15 protein-coding genes are annotated in these 14,164 nt (G+C 62.9%); 4 read left to right on the top strand and 11 right to left on the bottom strand.

The genetic code is table 11. From position 1 onward, the window contains the following. Window positions 1–38: 38 nt before the first annotated feature. Window positions 39–1,214, top strand: coding sequence for a CaiB/BaiF CoA transferase family protein (locus NKG99_RS06490; protein ID WP_352865436.1), 1,176 nt, complete (start codon window positions 39–41; stop codon window positions 1,212–1,214). After that, window positions 1,211–2,857 (top strand): thiamine pyrophosphate-binding protein, encoded by a 1,647-nt coding sequence (locus tag NKG99_RS06495; RefSeq protein ID WP_352865439.1) that lies wholly within the window; start codon window positions 1,211–1,213, stop codon window positions 2,855–2,857. Before NKG99_RS06490 ends, NKG99_RS06495 begins: the two co-directional genes overlap by 4 nt. A 39-nt stretch (window positions 2,858–2,896) precedes the next feature. On the opposite strand, the gene NKG99_RS06500 is transcribed toward NKG99_RS06495, so the two are convergent. Together NKG99_RS06500 and NKG99_RS06505 are read right to left on the bottom strand one after the other, a co-directional pair. Further along, a complete protein-coding gene (locus tag NKG99_RS06500) occupies window positions 2,897–3,337 on the bottom strand; it encodes a CHRD domain-containing protein (protein WP_352865441.1) in 441 nt (146 codons plus the stop codon). 163 nt (window positions 3,338–3,500) lie between these two features. After that, window positions 3,501–4,784 (bottom strand): cystathionine gamma-synthase family protein, encoded by a 1,284-nt coding sequence (locus NKG99_RS06505; RefSeq protein ID WP_352865444.1) that lies wholly within the window; start codon window positions 4,782–4,784, stop codon window positions 3,501–3,503. Between the two features lie 122 nt (window positions 4,785–4,906). On the opposite strand from NKG99_RS06505, the gene NKG99_RS06510 reads away from it, so the two are divergent. Further along, window positions 4,907–5,365 carry an Lrp/AsnC family transcriptional regulator gene (locus NKG99_RS06510; RefSeq protein ID WP_352865446.1) on the top strand — a complete coding sequence of 153 codons (459 nt, stop codon included), beginning with the start codon at window positions 4,907–4,909 and terminating at the stop codon, window positions 5,363–5,365. Window positions 5,366–5,415: 50 nt separating this feature from the next. Here NKG99_RS06510 and NKG99_RS06515 read toward each other — a convergent pair whose 3' ends face one another. The 4 genes from NKG99_RS06515 to NKG99_RS06530 form a co-directional block, all read right to left on the bottom strand. After that, window positions 5,416–6,387: an ABC transporter substrate-binding protein gene (locus tag NKG99_RS06515; protein ID WP_352865448.1), complete on the bottom strand. Its 972-nt coding sequence runs from the start codon at window positions 6,385–6,387 to the stop codon at window positions 5,416–5,418. A gap of 40 nt (window positions 6,388–6,427) precedes the next feature. Beyond that, a complete protein-coding gene (locus tag NKG99_RS06520; RefSeq protein ID WP_352865450.1) occupies window positions 6,428–7,582 on the bottom strand; it encodes an ABC transporter permease in 1,155 nt (384 codons plus the stop codon). After that, a complete protein-coding gene (locus tag NKG99_RS06525; RefSeq protein WP_352865452.1) occupies window positions 7,579–8,457 on the bottom strand; it encodes an ABC transporter permease in 879 nt (292 codons plus the stop codon). Before NKG99_RS06525 ends, NKG99_RS06520 begins: the two co-directional genes overlap by 4 nt. 270 nt (window positions 8,458–8,727) lie before the next feature. Then, window positions 8,728–9,519: an ABC transporter ATP-binding protein gene (locus NKG99_RS06530; protein ID WP_352865454.1), complete on the bottom strand. Its 792-nt coding sequence runs from the start codon at window positions 9,517–9,519 to the stop codon at window positions 8,728–8,730. 130 nt (window positions 9,520–9,649) lie between these two features. On the opposite strand from NKG99_RS06530, the gene NKG99_RS06535 reads away from it, so the two are divergent. Continuing rightward, window positions 9,650–10,054: a cupin domain-containing protein gene (locus NKG99_RS06535; protein WP_352865457.1), complete on the top strand. Its 405-nt coding sequence runs from the start codon at window positions 9,650–9,652 to the stop codon at window positions 10,052–10,054. Window positions 10,055–10,083: 29 nt separating this feature from the next. Here NKG99_RS06535 and NKG99_RS06540 read toward each other — a convergent pair whose 3' ends face one another. The 5 genes from NKG99_RS06540 to NKG99_RS06560 all read right to left on the bottom strand — a co-directional run bounded on the left by NKG99_RS06540 (window position 10,084) and on the right by NKG99_RS06560 (window position 14,164). Then, window positions 10,084–10,461 (bottom strand): hypothetical protein, encoded by a 378-nt coding sequence (locus NKG99_RS06540; protein WP_352865458.1) that lies wholly within the window; start codon window positions 10,459–10,461, stop codon window positions 10,084–10,086. 16 nt (window positions 10,462–10,477) lie between these two features. Then, the gene (locus NKG99_RS06545; protein WP_352865460.1) at window positions 10,478–10,849 is read right to left on the bottom strand and encodes a hypothetical protein; all 372 of its coding nucleotides are present in this window, start codon (window positions 10,847–10,849) and stop codon (window positions 10,478–10,480) included. A 2-nt stretch (window positions 10,850–10,851) separates the two neighbouring features. Next, the gene (gene hydA, locus NKG99_RS06550; protein ID WP_352865463.1) at window positions 10,852–12,303 is read right to left on the bottom strand and encodes a dihydropyrimidinase; all 1,452 of its coding nucleotides are present in this window, start codon (window positions 12,301–12,303) and stop codon (window positions 10,852–10,854) included. A gap of 84 nt (window positions 12,304–12,387) precedes the next feature. Continuing rightward, window positions 12,388–12,753 carry an endonuclease domain-containing protein gene (locus NKG99_RS06555; RefSeq protein ID WP_352865466.1) on the bottom strand — a complete coding sequence of 122 codons (366 nt, stop codon included), beginning with the start codon at window positions 12,751–12,753 and terminating at the stop codon, window positions 12,388–12,390. A 160-nt stretch (window positions 12,754–12,913) separates the two neighbouring features. Then, window positions 12,914–14,164: a Zn-dependent hydrolase gene (locus NKG99_RS06560; protein ID WP_352865469.1), complete on the bottom strand. Its 1,251-nt coding sequence runs from the start codon at window positions 14,162–14,164 to the stop codon at window positions 12,914–12,916.

Consider the following 14,164-nt stretch of genomic DNA (forward strand, 5'->3'; position numbering starts at 1 on the left):
CGCAGCAATCAAGGTGATTGCAGCAACCACGGTGATTTATGGCCGAACCCCCGCTGAAAGGCGTCCGCGTCGTTGAACTCGCCCGCATCCTTGCCGGGCCTTGGGCCGGGCAATTGCTTGCCGATCTTGGCGCCGATGTCATCAAGGTGGAAAGCCCCGATGGTGGCGATGACACCCGCAAATGGGGCCCGCCCTTCGTCATGGGCAAGGACGGCGAGAACCTGTCGGCCGCTTACTACCATTCCTGTAATCGCGGCAAGCGCTCCATCGCCATCGACTTCTCGACGCCGGAGGGCGCTGAGACCGTGCGCAGGCTGGTCGCGACTTCGGATGTGCTGATCGAAAACTTCAAGCTCGGCGGCCTGAAGAAGTACGGCCTCGACTATGACAGCCTACGCAAGATCAACCCGCGCCTCGTCTATTGCTCGATCACCGGCTTTGGCCAGGACGGACCTTACGCCCCACGCGCCGGCTACGACTTCATTATCCAGGCCATGGCCGGCATGATGTCGATCACCGGCGAGGTCGGCCGCGAGCCGCAAAAAGCCGGCGTCGCCATCTCGGACATCTTCACCGGCCTTTATTCGGTCATCGCCATCCAGGCGGCACTGCGCCATGCCGAACGGACCGGCGAAGGCCAGCATATCGACATGTCGCTTTTCGACACCCAGATCTCGGCGCTCGGCAACCAGAATTTGAATTATCTCGTCTCCGGCAAGTCACCGGTGCAGATGGGCAATGCGCATATGAACATCGCCCCTTACGAAGTGGTGCCGGTCAGGGATGGCCACATCATCCTGGCGGTCGGCAATGACGGCCAGTTCGCCAAATTCTGCGCTGCCGTCGGGCTGGACGATCTACCTGCAAATCCCGACTTCGCCACCAATCCTGCCCGGGTCGCCAACCGGGTCAGGCTGCGCGAACGCATCATCGAGGCGCTGAAGGTTTTTGATCGCGATCCGCTGCTGGCAAGGCTGGAAGCGGCGAGCGTGCCGGCCAGCCCGATCAACACGATCGGCCAGATGTTCGCCGATCCGCAGACAATCGCGCGCGGCATGCGGCTCGACCTCGACGATGGCCACGGCAACCTTCTGCCGTCGGTGCGCGCACCGATGGTCATGTCGGGCACGCCGCTGGTCTATGAGCGCCCCTCGCCGCGCCTGGGCGAGCACACGCAAGAGATCCTTGCCGAACTGGAGAAGTCTGGACAATGAAGACCGGCGGACAACTGATCGTCGATGCGCTCGAAGCCAACGGCACCGACCGCATCTATTGCGTGCCGGGTGAATCCTATCTGGCGGTGCTCGACGCGCTGCACGATTCAGCGATCCGCACCATAGTCTGCCGCCAGGAAGGCGGTGCTGCCATGATGGCCGATTGTCACGGCCGCCTGACCGGCAAACCCGGCATCTGCTTCGTCACCCGCGGCCCCGGCGCCACCAACGCCTCGGCCGGCATCCACATCGCCATGCAGGATTCGATACCCGTCATCCTGTTCATCGGCCAGGTCGCCAGCCACGCCAAGGAGCGCGAGGCCTTCCAGGAAGTCGACTATAAGCGCTTTTTTGGCGATATCGCCAAATGGGTGGTCGAGATCGACGACGCCTCGCGCATCCCCGAATTCGTCACCCGCGCCTTCGCGGTGGCGACATCCGGCCGCCCCGGCCCGGTCGTCATCTCGCTGCCGGAAGACATGCTGACAAGCGTCGTAGAGGCACCCATCGCCTTGCCGCACACGCCGGTCGAAACGCGGGCCGGCGAAGCCGAACTCGACGCGCTGGAGAAATTGTTGGCCAAGGCCAAGCGGCCTTTCGTTATCCTCGGCGGCACGCGCTGGGATGCCGAGGCGGTTGCACAAATGCGCACGATCGCCGAGGCGTGGTCGCTGCCAATCGGCTGCTCCTTCCGCCGCCAGATGCTGTTCGATCATCTGCATCCGAACTATGCCGGCGATGTCGGCATCGGCATCAACCCGAAGCTGGCGACAGCGATCAAGCAGGCCGATCTGGTGCTGCTGATCGGTGGCCGCATGGGCGAAATGCCGTCGTCCGACTACACGCTGCTGAAAAGCCCCTACCCCGACCAGGCGCTGGTCCATGTCCATGCCGACGCCGGCGAACTCGGCCGCGTCTACCGGCCAACACTGGCGATCAACGCTTCGCCCTCCGCCTTCGTCGAGGCTTTCGCCAAGCGCAAGCCGGCCTCGCCGACCTGGGCAGCCGAGACGCCAAAGCTGCATGCCGCCTATCTCGACTGGTCGACGCCGCCGGAAAGCGGCCCCGGCTCGGTCCAGATGGGGCCGATCATGAACTATCTGGAAAAGATGTTGCCCGACGACGCCATCCTCACCAACGGCGCCGGCAATTACGCCACCTGGGTGCATCGTTTCCACCGCTTCCGCCGCTTTGCCACGCAAGGCGCACCGACCTCAGGCTCGATGGGCTATGGCACACCTGCGGCGGTCGCCGCCAAAGAGCTGTTTCCGGACCGCACCGTGGTCGCCTTCGCCGGCGACGGCTGCTTCCTGATGAACGGGCAGGAATTCGCCACCGCCGTGCAATATGACCTGCCGATCGTCGTCGTCGTCGTCAACAACGGCATCTACGGCACCATCCGCATGCATCAGGAGCGCGAATATCCCGGCCGCGTCGTCGCTACTGATTTGAAGAATCCTGACTTCGCGGCATTGGCCCGTGCCTATGGCGGTCACGGCGAAACCGTCGAGAAGACCGCCGAATTCGCCCCGGCCTTCGAGCGTGCCCGTGCCAGCGGCAAGCCGGCGATCGTCGAAATCAGGCTCGACCCCGAGGCAATCACGCCGACCAAGACGATGACCCAGATTCGCGACAAGGCCTGATGAAAAAGGGGCGGTCACCCGCCCCTTTCTCTCGGAATCCTACTTCGCCTTTTCGATCTGGCCGCGGATCTCGCCGTCCTGGTTGGCTGATGTATGGATGTTGACGTAATATTTGCCTGCCTCCAGGTCAGCCGCCTGCGCATCCGTCAACGTTTCAGATCCCCTGATCGGGCTCTTGAGCTTTTTGAATGGGATGACCGGGTCGGCGTTTGCCCCCATCGCCGCCGGGCCGTGAATGTGCGCGCCCGTTGCTGGTCCGCTGAGGCCGGAATATTTGACGTTCCAGTTGAGCTTCTTCTTGGCCGTGTCGAACGTGAAAGTGGCCGTGCCCTTGCCCTTCGTGGTGACGGGCGGGTTTTGCTGGCCGCCGTCGAGCGTCGCCTTGAACTTTTCCGTGGCGGCCAGAGCCGGCGATGCGAACAGGAACGCGGTCGAAATGGCCAGCGCCGAAAGCGCCGGGAAGAAGGATAGGTTGCGCATGAAGAACCTCCGATTGGGATGTCGCATCCGTCGCGCCTCCCGGCGCGCGCATGCGGTAACGCAACGGCTGAGCATCGAAATGTATCCCACCACACGCTTTTGTGATGGCCGATAAGAGAATCCGATCGCTCGCCCTTCCCGGATTCCAGGGCAGGTGACCCCGTCAGACCGCCGCCAGCGCCTGCGTCAGGTCGGCGATCAGATCGTCGGGGTGCTCGACACCGATCGACAGCCTGACCGTGGTCTCCAGCACGCCGATGCGCTGGCGCACGTCGAACGGAATTCCCGAATGGGTCATGGCCGCGGGATGACTGGCCAGCGATTCCGTTCCGCCGAGGCTCACCGCCAGCTTGAATATCTGCAGCCCGTTGAGAAAGGCGAAGGCCGCCTTCTCCCCGCCCCTGATGTCGAAGGAGAAAGTCGAGCCGGCGCCGCTGCATTGTGCCCTGTAGACAAGGCCTGCCGGCGTATCCTCGCCCAGGAACGGCAGATAATGCACCTTCTCGACCTTGGCATGATCGCGCAGGAATTCGGCGACCAGCCGCGCATTGTCGTTGGCCCGCTCCATGCGGATCGACAGCGTCTCCAACGAGCGGCCGAGCATCCAGCAGGAATGCGGGTCAAGCTGCGTGCCGATCGCGCCGCGCAGCGCCTTGATCGGCTTGGTGACCCTCTTGCTGCCCATGGCGGCACCCGCGATCAGGTCGGAGTGGCCACCGACATATTTGGTCAGCGAATAGACGGAGACATCGGCGCCGTGTTCGATCGGCCGCTGGAAAACCGGGCCGAGCAATGTGTTGTCGCAGACGACGATCGGCGTCGACCCTTGGGCCGCGCCGATCTCGTCGGCGATCGTCCGCATCAGCGCGATATCGACCAGGCTGTTGGTCGGATTCGACGGCGTCTCGATCAGGATGACCGACACGCGGCCTTTCGCGACGGCCGCGTCGCTAGCCGCGCGCACAGCCGTCTCGTCGACGCCATCCGCGAAGCCGACAGCGCCGATGCCGAAACCGGAAAGCGTGCGCGTCAGAAGCGTCTCCGTGCCGCCGTAAAGCGGCTGCGAATGCAGGATGACGTCGCCCGGACGGGCATAGGCGAGCAGTGTGGTGGCGATCGCCGACATGCCAGACGAAAACAGGATGCAGGCATCCGTCCCCTCGTAGACCGCCAGCCGGTCCTCGACGATCTCGCTGTTGGGATGGTTGAAGCGCGAATAGACCAGGCCGGACGCCGTGCCGCTCGGCGGCTCCTTGCGCCCGGACGTGTAGTCGAAGAAGTCGCGTCCCTCCTCCGCCGACTTGAACACGAAGGTCGAGGTCAGGAACACCGGCGGCTTGACGGCGCCCTCCGAAAGCTGCGGATCGAAGCCATAGCTCAGCATCAGCGTCTCCGGATGGAGCTTGTGGTTGCCGATATGGGTTTTCGACGGGCGTGGCGCGGTCATGATCTTTCCTGCCTTTCTCGAGGAGTGTCGCGGCAATTTATGCGATCCCGATCGGCCAGTCCTTGCTATTCTTCGGCTCGCATGGCTGCATTCCCGCAACAAATTGCCTGGAGAGACCGAAAGTGCAGCAGAAGATAGCCGATGATTTCGACCGCAGGATCCTGCGTGAGCTGCAGGCGGACGCCCGCATCACCAACAACGAGCTTGCCGAACGGATCGGCTTGTCGCCCTCGCCTTGCCTGCGGCGGGTGCGGCGGCTGGAGGAAACCGGCGTCATCAGGGGCTACACCACGCTGGTCGATCCCTCAGCCTTCGGCTGGAGCATGGTCGCCATCGCCACCATCCGGCTCGGCCGCCAGAACGAGGACGAGATCGTCATGTTCGAGGACGCGATCCGCGGCTGGGAGGAGGTGCTGGAATGCCACCTCGTCACCGGTTCGCGCGACTATGTGCTGAAGGTGGTGACGGGAAGCCTCGAACAGTACGAGCGCTTCATCAAGGAAAAGATCGCGCGGCTGAAATGCGTCGCCTCGATCGAGACCAGCTTCGTCATGAACACCATAAAGGAACGGCGCCTCTGACATTCTTGCCGGAGGCGCCGCTTTCGAGATCGGTGTGTCGCTGACTAGGCTTACTTCACCGCCTTGTCGGTGATGGCGGTGGTGTAGGCGCCGGTCGGCTCCTTGGTGATGATCTTCTGGTCGAGCAGCGCCTTGGCGGTGCGCTCGTAGGTTGCCGGGTCCAGCTTGCCGTCGGCATTGTCGACCAGCTTGGCGACTTCGCTCATCATGCGCTTCTGGTGGTTCTCGTCCTGGCCGCCTGCGTCCATGACGATGCCTGCGGCTTCATCATTGTTGTCGATGGCGTATTTCCAGCCCTTCATCGAGGCGCGCACGAAACGCACCATCTTGTCTTCGAAAGCCGGATCCTTGAGCTTGTCTTCCGACGCATAGAGCCCGTCCTCGAGCAGATCATTGCCCATCGCCGAGTAGTTGAACACGGTCAACTGCTCCGGCTTGTAGCCGGCGTCGATCAACTGCCAGTATTCGTTGTAGGTCATGACCGAGATGCAATCCGCCTGCTTCTGGATCAGCGGCTGCACGTCGAAGCTCTGCTTGAGCACGGTGACACCGTCCGGGCCGCCGTCGGTCTTGAGGCCGAGCTTGTTCATCCAGGCGTAGAACGGATATTCATTGCCGAAGAACCAGACGCCGAGCGTGTGGCCCTTGAAGTCGGCTTCGGTCTTGATCGGTCCGTCCTTCGGGCAGACAAGTTCCATGCCGGCCTTCTTGAACGGCTGGGCGATGTTGACCAGCGGCACGCCCTTTTCGCGGGCGGCCAGCGCACCGCCCATCCAGTCGACGATGACGTCGGCGCCGCCGCCGGCGATCACCTGCTCGGGCGCGATGTCCGGGCCGCCCGGCTTGATCTCGACGTCGAGGCCTTCGGCCTCGTAGAAACCCTTGGCCTTGGCGACATAGTAGCCGGCAAACTGGGCCTGAGTGACCCATTTCAGCTGCAACGTCACCTTGTCGGCGGCCATTGCCTGGAAAGCGGCAAGCGACATCGCGCCGGCCAGAACAGGAATAATCAGTCTTTTCATTTTATTACCCTCTGAAGTTAGTGCCCTTAAACCCACCGCCCTATCCACCACGGACAGAGGGATGCCAAAACGTGACGGCTCTTTCGACAAGAGCGACCACGCCATAAAAGACCGAACCCGCAAGTGCTGCAACTGCGATTTCGGCCCAGACCATGTCGATGTTCATCCGCCCGACCTCGGTCGAGATGCGGAAGCCCATGCCGACGACAGGCGTGCCGAAGAACTCGGCGACGATGGCGCCGATCAGCGCCAGCGTCGAGTTGATCTTCAGCGCGTTGAAGATGAAAGGCGCGGCTGCCGGCAGCCTGAGCTTCAGCAGCGTCTGCCAGTAACCCGACGCATAGGTGCGCATCAGGTCGCGCTCCATATGGCCGGAGGCGGTAAGGCCGGCGACCGTGTTCACCAGCATCGGGAAGAAGGTCATGATGATGACCACCGCCGCCTTGGACTGCCAGTCGAAGCCGAACCACATGACCATGATCGGTGCTACGCCGATGATCGGCAGCGCCGAGACCATGTTGCCGATCGGCAGCAGCCCGCGCCGCAGGAACGGCACGCGGTCGGCGAGCACCGCGGCGATGAAGCCGGCGCTGCTGCCCACGACATAGCCGAAGACAACTGCCTTGAAGATGGTCTGGCGGACATCGGCGCCGAGTACAGGCAGCGAACCGGCGATGCGCACGCCGATGGCGCTAGGCGGCGGCAACAGGATGAAGGGGATGCCCGCGCCTCGCGTCACCGTTTCCCAGATGATCAGGATCCAGGCGCCGAAGATGGCCGGGATGATCAGGCGCAACCCCGTCCGTGCCCAACTGGCTAAAGGACGCAATGACGACAGCACCGCCACGCAGCGCCAGCCAAGCAGCCATGCGGCCGCGAGCAGCAGGAAGTACGGCGCCAGTGCGGTGCCCTCGAAACCTGTAATGCCCGATATCAGCAGCCAGGCGACGAGGTGGGCGCCGACAAACAGCACCACCGCTTCCGCAAGAGGAGGAATCCTGGCCATCGAGATCAGCGCCGCCAGCACCGCCAGGCCGAGCATCAAGCCCTTGGTTCCGAGATAGGGGTAGTCGAAGCTGGCTGTCGGGTCGGCAAGTGCCGCCGCTTCCGGGCTCGACATCGCGCCGAGCGCCACCGCGAACAGGCACAGCACGATGGCCAGTACTGCTTGCCACGAAGGTTTCAGCCAGTTCATGCCGGCCTCCCGCCCATGGCGCGGTCGACGATGCGTCCGGCGATGCCGACGACCATGACCAGAAGTGCCGCCACCACCGAACCGGCGACCAGCGCCGACCAGATGTCGATGGACTGGCTGTAATAGGCGCCTGCCAGAAGCTTGGCGCCGATGCCGGCGACCGCACCGGTCGGCAGTTCGCCGACGATGGCGCCGACCAGGCTCGCCGCCACCGCCACCTTCATCGAGGTGAACAGGAACGGCACCGAGGCCGGCACGCGCAATTTCCAGAAGGTCTGCGCAAGGCTGGCATTGTAGGTGTGCATCAGATCGAGATGCATGATCTCGGGCGAACGCAGCCCTTTCACCATGCCCACGGTCACCGGGAAGAACGACAGATAGGTCGAGATCATCGCCTTCGGGATCAGGCCGGTGATGCCGACCGCCGCCAGCACGACGATGATCATTGGCGCCACCGCCAGGATGGGAATAGTCTGTGAGGCGATGATCCAGGGCATCAGGCTGCGGTCGAGCGTCGCCACATGCACGATGCCGACAGCGATGATGATGCCGAGCGCCGTGCCGAAAGCAAAGCCGAGCAGCGTCGACGACAGCGTCACCCAGGCATTGTAGACGAGGCTGCGACTGGAGGTGACGGGCCGCAGGAAGGTGTTTTCGAAGAAATTCACCGCCACCTGATGCGGTGCCGGCAGTGTCGGCTTCGGCTGCGCCAGCGTCTTGCCGATGAACTCGCTCAAGGTATGTGTTTCACCGGCGCGGCGGTCGAGATCGCGCTGGAACGGCGTGTTGAGGATGACGGCGAAGACATACCAGAGCACGACCACGCCAGCGAGGATCGAGGTCACGGGAATGAGCTTGTCGCGGAAGGTGTCCATTAGCAGGCCTCGCCAGATAGGCGTGCGCTCTGCGTAACGCGAGCGACCCACCACGCGTTCGTCATCCTAGGGCGGAGCAGCCGCAAAGGGGTGTGCGTAGCGGGAACGGCCAACCACGCCTTCGTCATCCTAGGGTCTGCGCTCGCCGCTTCGCGTTGGCTCCGCCCTAGGATGACGAAGGCGCGGGTGGCCACCCCCTCACCCGACCTCCGCTTCGCTCCGGCCACCCTCTCCCCGCTGGGGAGAGGAGGAACCTCGTCCGGCATCCCCTCAATCATCATAACTATGCCCTGCCCGCAGCCCGTCGCGCACCCGCGCCGCGATCGCCAGAAATTCCGGCGTCTCGCGGATGTCGAGCGGCCGTTCTTTCGGCAGCGTCGATTCGATCACATCGCTGACGCGGCCTGGGCGCGGCGACATGACGACGATGCGCGTCGACAGGTAGACGGCTTCGGGAATGGAGTGGGTGACGAAGCAGATGGTCTTGTTGGTCCGTCCCCACAGTTCCAGCAATTGCTCATTGAGGTGGTCGCGCACGATCTCGTCCAGCGCGCCGAACGGCTCGTCCATCAGCAGGAGGTCGGCATCGAAGGCCAGCGCGCGTGCGATCGAGGCGCGCTGCTGCATGCCGCCCGACAATTGCCAGGGATACTTCTTTTCGAACCCCAAGAGGTTGACGAGGTCGAGCGTGCGCTTGATGCGCTGCGCCTGTTCCGCCTTGGACAGGCCCATGATCTCCAGCGGCAGCCCGACATTGCGCTCGATGGTGCGCCAGGCAAACAACGCCGCTGCCTGGAAGACATAGCCATAAGCGCGTTTCTCGCGTGCCTGTTCGGGCGTCATGCCATTGACCGAAATCGTCCCCGAGGTCGGCTTCTCCAGATCGGCGATGACACGCAGCAGCGTGGTCTTGCCGCAGCCAGAAGGCCCGATGAAGGAGACGAATTCTCCCTTGCCGATGGTGAGATCGACATTGGACAGCGCCTGCACCGGCCCGTCATTGGTCTGGAAGGTCAGTCCGAGTTTGCTTGCCGCGACGACGGCTGGCGAGGTCCCTGTCATCGGCTGCCGCCTGCCTGGTCCCGTCCCTGCGGCGCCGGCTGGAATCCGATTGCTTTTATCGCGATGTTGTTTTCCACTCGCCCTGTCCCATTGGTCTTGTCCGCATTCAATCGACGCCCGGAGTTTCCCGATGTCGCCCAAACCCACTTGTCATCTTATCCGCCCTGAAAGCACTTATGAAGGCAAGCAGGGATTGACCTATTTCGCCGGCATCGCCGCCGAAACCGTCGGTGCCTCCGGCATCTGCATGCATCTGCTCACCCTGCCACCCGGCGCCCGCGCCAAGGCGCACATGCATGAGAGCCATGAGACGGCGATCTATGTCCTCTCCGGCGAAGTCCATACGTGGTATGGCGAACGGCTCGAGCATCATATCGTCGTCAAGGCTGGCGACCTTTTCTACATTCCCGCCGGCGTGCCGCATCTGCCGGCCAATCTGAGCGGCGCCCCGTCTTCGGCCGTCATTGCTCGCACCGATCCCAACGAACAGGAAAGCGTCGTGCTGTTGCCGGAACTGGATGCGCTCGTCGCCTGAAACCGACGGAGTCGATGGGAACTTGCGCGTCAACGGCACCGAGACACTTCCCCGTACACAGTGCCATCCTCATCCGCGATCACCAGCTTCTTGGCGTTCTTGGGACTGCGCTTGATGGTGAACTGTATCGGCGACTGACCATCCTCGCCTTCTGCCTCGCACATTGACTTCACCACCAGCGAACCGTCAGCCTGCGTCTTCTTATCGGTAAAGGTGCAGGCGCTGGTCGCGGTGATGAATTCCGTATCGTTCAGCAGCAGCATGTCTTCCGCATAGACTTCCTGGCCGTTCTTGTTGATGCAGCCGGACTTGTTGCCATAGGGCTTGGACAGATCGATGCCCGCCGCCGAGGCTTGCCCCGCGGCCAGCACGAGAACCATCGCAACAGACAGACCAAAACCACGCATGCTCACCCCCAAAACGTCACGAACATGATTGCAGCGGCCCCATTTCCTCAAGACCGGGGATGGTGACGAAGAAACCATCCTTCCCCTTGTTGGTGACCACGACTGTTTCGATCGTCGTCTCCGCTTCGCCCTCGGCGGAGCAGGTCGAACTGAGCGATTGCGAGCCCAGTACCGGCGTCAATTGCCGCGCGAACCGGCAGCCGCTGCCATAGGTCTCGATGCCTTCGGCGGTCAGCACGATATAAGCGTCACTGTCCTGATAACCGGCCTTGACGCCGGCACAGCCGACATCATTGCCCCAGGAGCCGGCCAGCACGCCGCCGGCTGCCGCCGGGCCAGCGGCAATTGCCGCCAAGACCAACGAAATGAGCGCGGCCGAACGCGCCAAGCTCAAACCCCGGTCGCCGGGATGCCGGTGCGTTCGACCTTGCGCGGCGCGGAAATTTCCTTCCACGTCGACAGCGCCCGGTTGACCGCCGCATTCGGCTCGCGGGCGACGAACTCGCCATGACCAGGCTTGGCCTTCACCTCAGCCTCCTGGATCGACAGTTCGCCACGCGAAAACACGAAGCGCGGCAGGCCGGTCACCTCGAACCCCTCGAAGACATTGTAGTCGATGACCGACTGCTGCTTCTTCGAGGAAATCCTCTTCTTGGCGCTGGGATCCCAGACGACGATGTCGGCGTCGGCGCCTTCGACGATTGCGCCCTTTTTCGGATACATGTTGAGGATCTTGGCGATGTTGGTCGAGGTCACCGCGACGAACTCGTTCATCGTCAGCCGGCCGGTGTTGACACCGGTGGTCCACAGCACCGGCATGCGGTCTTCAAGCCCGCCGGTGCCGTTCGGGATCTTGGTGAAATCGCCGACGCCGTTGCGCTTCTGCTTGGTGGTGAAGGCGCAGTGGTCGGTCGCCACCACCTGCAGCGATCCGGCCTGCAGGCCGGCCCACAGCGAATCCTGATGCAGTTTGTTGCGGAAGGGCGGGCTCATCACGCGGCGCGCCGCATGGTCCCAGTCCTTGTCGAAATACTCGCTCTCGTCCAGCGTCAGGTGCTGGATCAGCGGCTCGCCGAACACGCGCATGCCCTTCTGACGCGCCCGGCGGATGGCCTCATGCGCCTGCTCGCAGGAGACATGCACGACATAGAGCGGCACGCCGGCCATGTCGGCGATCATGATCGCGCGGTTGGTCGCTTCGCCTTCGACTTCCGGCGGCCGCGAATAGGCATGGCCCTCGGGACCGTTGTTGCCTGCGGCGAGCAGCTTCTGCGAGAGTGCCGCAACCACGTCGCCATTCTCGGCATGCACCAGCGGCAGCGCGCCAAGGTCGGCGCAGCGCTGGAACGACGCATACATCTCATCGTCGTCGACCATCAGCGCGCCCTTGTAGGCCATGAAGTGCTTGAACGAGGTGATGCCCCTGTCGACGACATCAGCCATTTCGTCGAACACTTGCTTGCCCCACCAGGTGATCGCCATGTGGAAGGAGTAGTCGCAGGACGCCTTGGAGGTCTTGTTGTCCCACATCTGCAAGGCTTCGAGCAGCGACTGCTTCGGCGCCGGCAGGCAGAAATCGACCACCATGGTGGTGCCGCCGGCCAAGGCGGCGCGCGTGCCGGATTCGAAATCATCGGCCGAATAGGTGCCCATGAACGGCATTTCGAGATGCGTGTGCGGGTCGATGCCGCCCGGCATGACGTAGCAGCCGGTGGCATCGAACTCGTGGTCGCCATGCAGGTCCGAGCCGATGGCGACGATCTTGCCGTGGCTGAACAGCACATCGGCCTTCCACGTGCGGTCGGCGGTGACGACGGTGCCGTTCTTGATGACTTTGGTCATTTTTCTTGTTCCCTTGTTCTCATCGCGCTTCTTTGCGAGCGTCTTGGCAGTATTTCAGATCGGTTCAGGGCTGAAGCCCGGCCTCTACATGACTCCAACTTCCCTCAATATCTCCTCGATGCAACCATCGAAAGAGTTCGCCAGATCTCCGGTCGAAAACCGCAACACACGATAGCCCTGTCGGAAAAACCATGCGTCGCGTATCCGATCCTTCTCCATCTGCTCCGGTGTGAAGTGATGCTCTCCATCCACTTCGATAACGAGGTTCTTCCCATGCAGAACAAAGTCAGCAACGTAAGGGCCGATGGGTGCCTGCTTTCTGGCGTGTAAACCGTATAGGCGACGGAACTCCTTCAACTCGGACCAGAGCTTACGCTCGCCTTCCGTCATGTTCCGACGCAAAACCCTGGCCCGTTTGATAACAGCAGGATCAATTCCGGTCGGTGCCAAGAGTACCCCCACCCTCAATCCCTCCCCACAAGGGGGAGGGAGGCTTGGCGTCGCGCTATCACAGCTGAACCCTTCAAAGCTTTCGCCATAGGCGCCGGCACTACTGATCCCCCTCCCCCTTGTGGGGAGGGGTTAGGGGTGGGGGTACAGCGCCGACAGTTCACCCGACGATCTCCGCCGTCTCCACCACTGCGTGGAACAAAACGTCGGCGCCGGCGCTGGCCCATTCCTTGGTGATCTCCTCGGCCTCGTTGTGGCTGAGGCCGTCGACGCAGGGGCACATGACCATTGCGGTCGGAGCGACGCGGTTGATCCAGCAGGCGTCATGGCCGGCGCCGGAAACGATGTTGCGGTGGGAATAGCCGAGGCGTTCGGCGGCATCCCGGATCGCCTTGACGCAGCCGGCATCGAAGGTGACCGGATCGAAATGGCCGACCTGCTCGATTTTGTACTGGATGTCCAACGCCTCGCAGATCGTGTCGATGCCTTCGCGGATGCGGCCGTCCATGGCGTCCAGCACTTCCTTCTCCGGCGAACGGATGTCGATGGTGAAGACGGTGCGTCCGGCGATGATGTTGCGCGAATTGGGGTAGACCTCCATGTGGCCGACGGCGCCGACGGCATCCGGCTGGTAGTCCATGGCGATCTCGTGCACCAGCTCGATCACGCGAGCCATGCCGAGCCCGGCATTGCGGCGCTTCGGCATTGGTGTCGAGCCGGTATGCGCCTCCTTGCCGGTCAGCGTCACCTGCAGCCATTTCAGGCCCTGGCCGTGGGTGACGACACCGATGTCGATGCCCTCGTCCTCGAGGATCGGTCCTTGCTCGATATGCAGTTCGAAGAAGGCGTGGATCTTGCGGTCACCGACCTTCTCGGTGCCCTTCCAGCCGATGCGTCCGAGCTCCTCGCCGAATTTTTTCCCCTGCTTGTCGGTATGCTCGTAGACATCGGCCTGGTCGAGCACGCCGGCGAACACGCCGGACGCCATCATCGCCGGCGCGAAGCGCGCGCCTTCTTCGTTCGTCCAGTTGGTGACGACGATCGGATGTTTGGTCTTGATGCCGAGATCATTGAGCGAGCGCACCACTTCAAGCCCGCCCAGCACGCCGAGCACGCCGTCATACTTGCCGCCGGTCGGCTGCGTATCGAGATGGCTGCCGACATAGACCGGCGGCAGGCTGGGATCGGTGCCTTCTCGGCGGGCAAACATCGTGCCCATTTCGTCGACACCCATTTCGAGCCCGGCCGCATCGCACCAGCGCTTGAACAGATGCCGGCCCTCGCCATCCTCGTCGGTCACGGTCTGGCGATTGTTGCCGCCGGCAATGCCGGGACCGATCTTCGCCATTTCCATGATGGAATCCCACAAACGGTCTGAATTGATTCGCAGATTCTCGCCGGGTGCGGCCAT

This window comes from Mesorhizobium sp. M1409, from assembly GCF_040317535.1.
Lineage (GTDB): Bacteria > Pseudomonadota > Alphaproteobacteria > Rhizobiales > Rhizobiaceae > Mesorhizobium.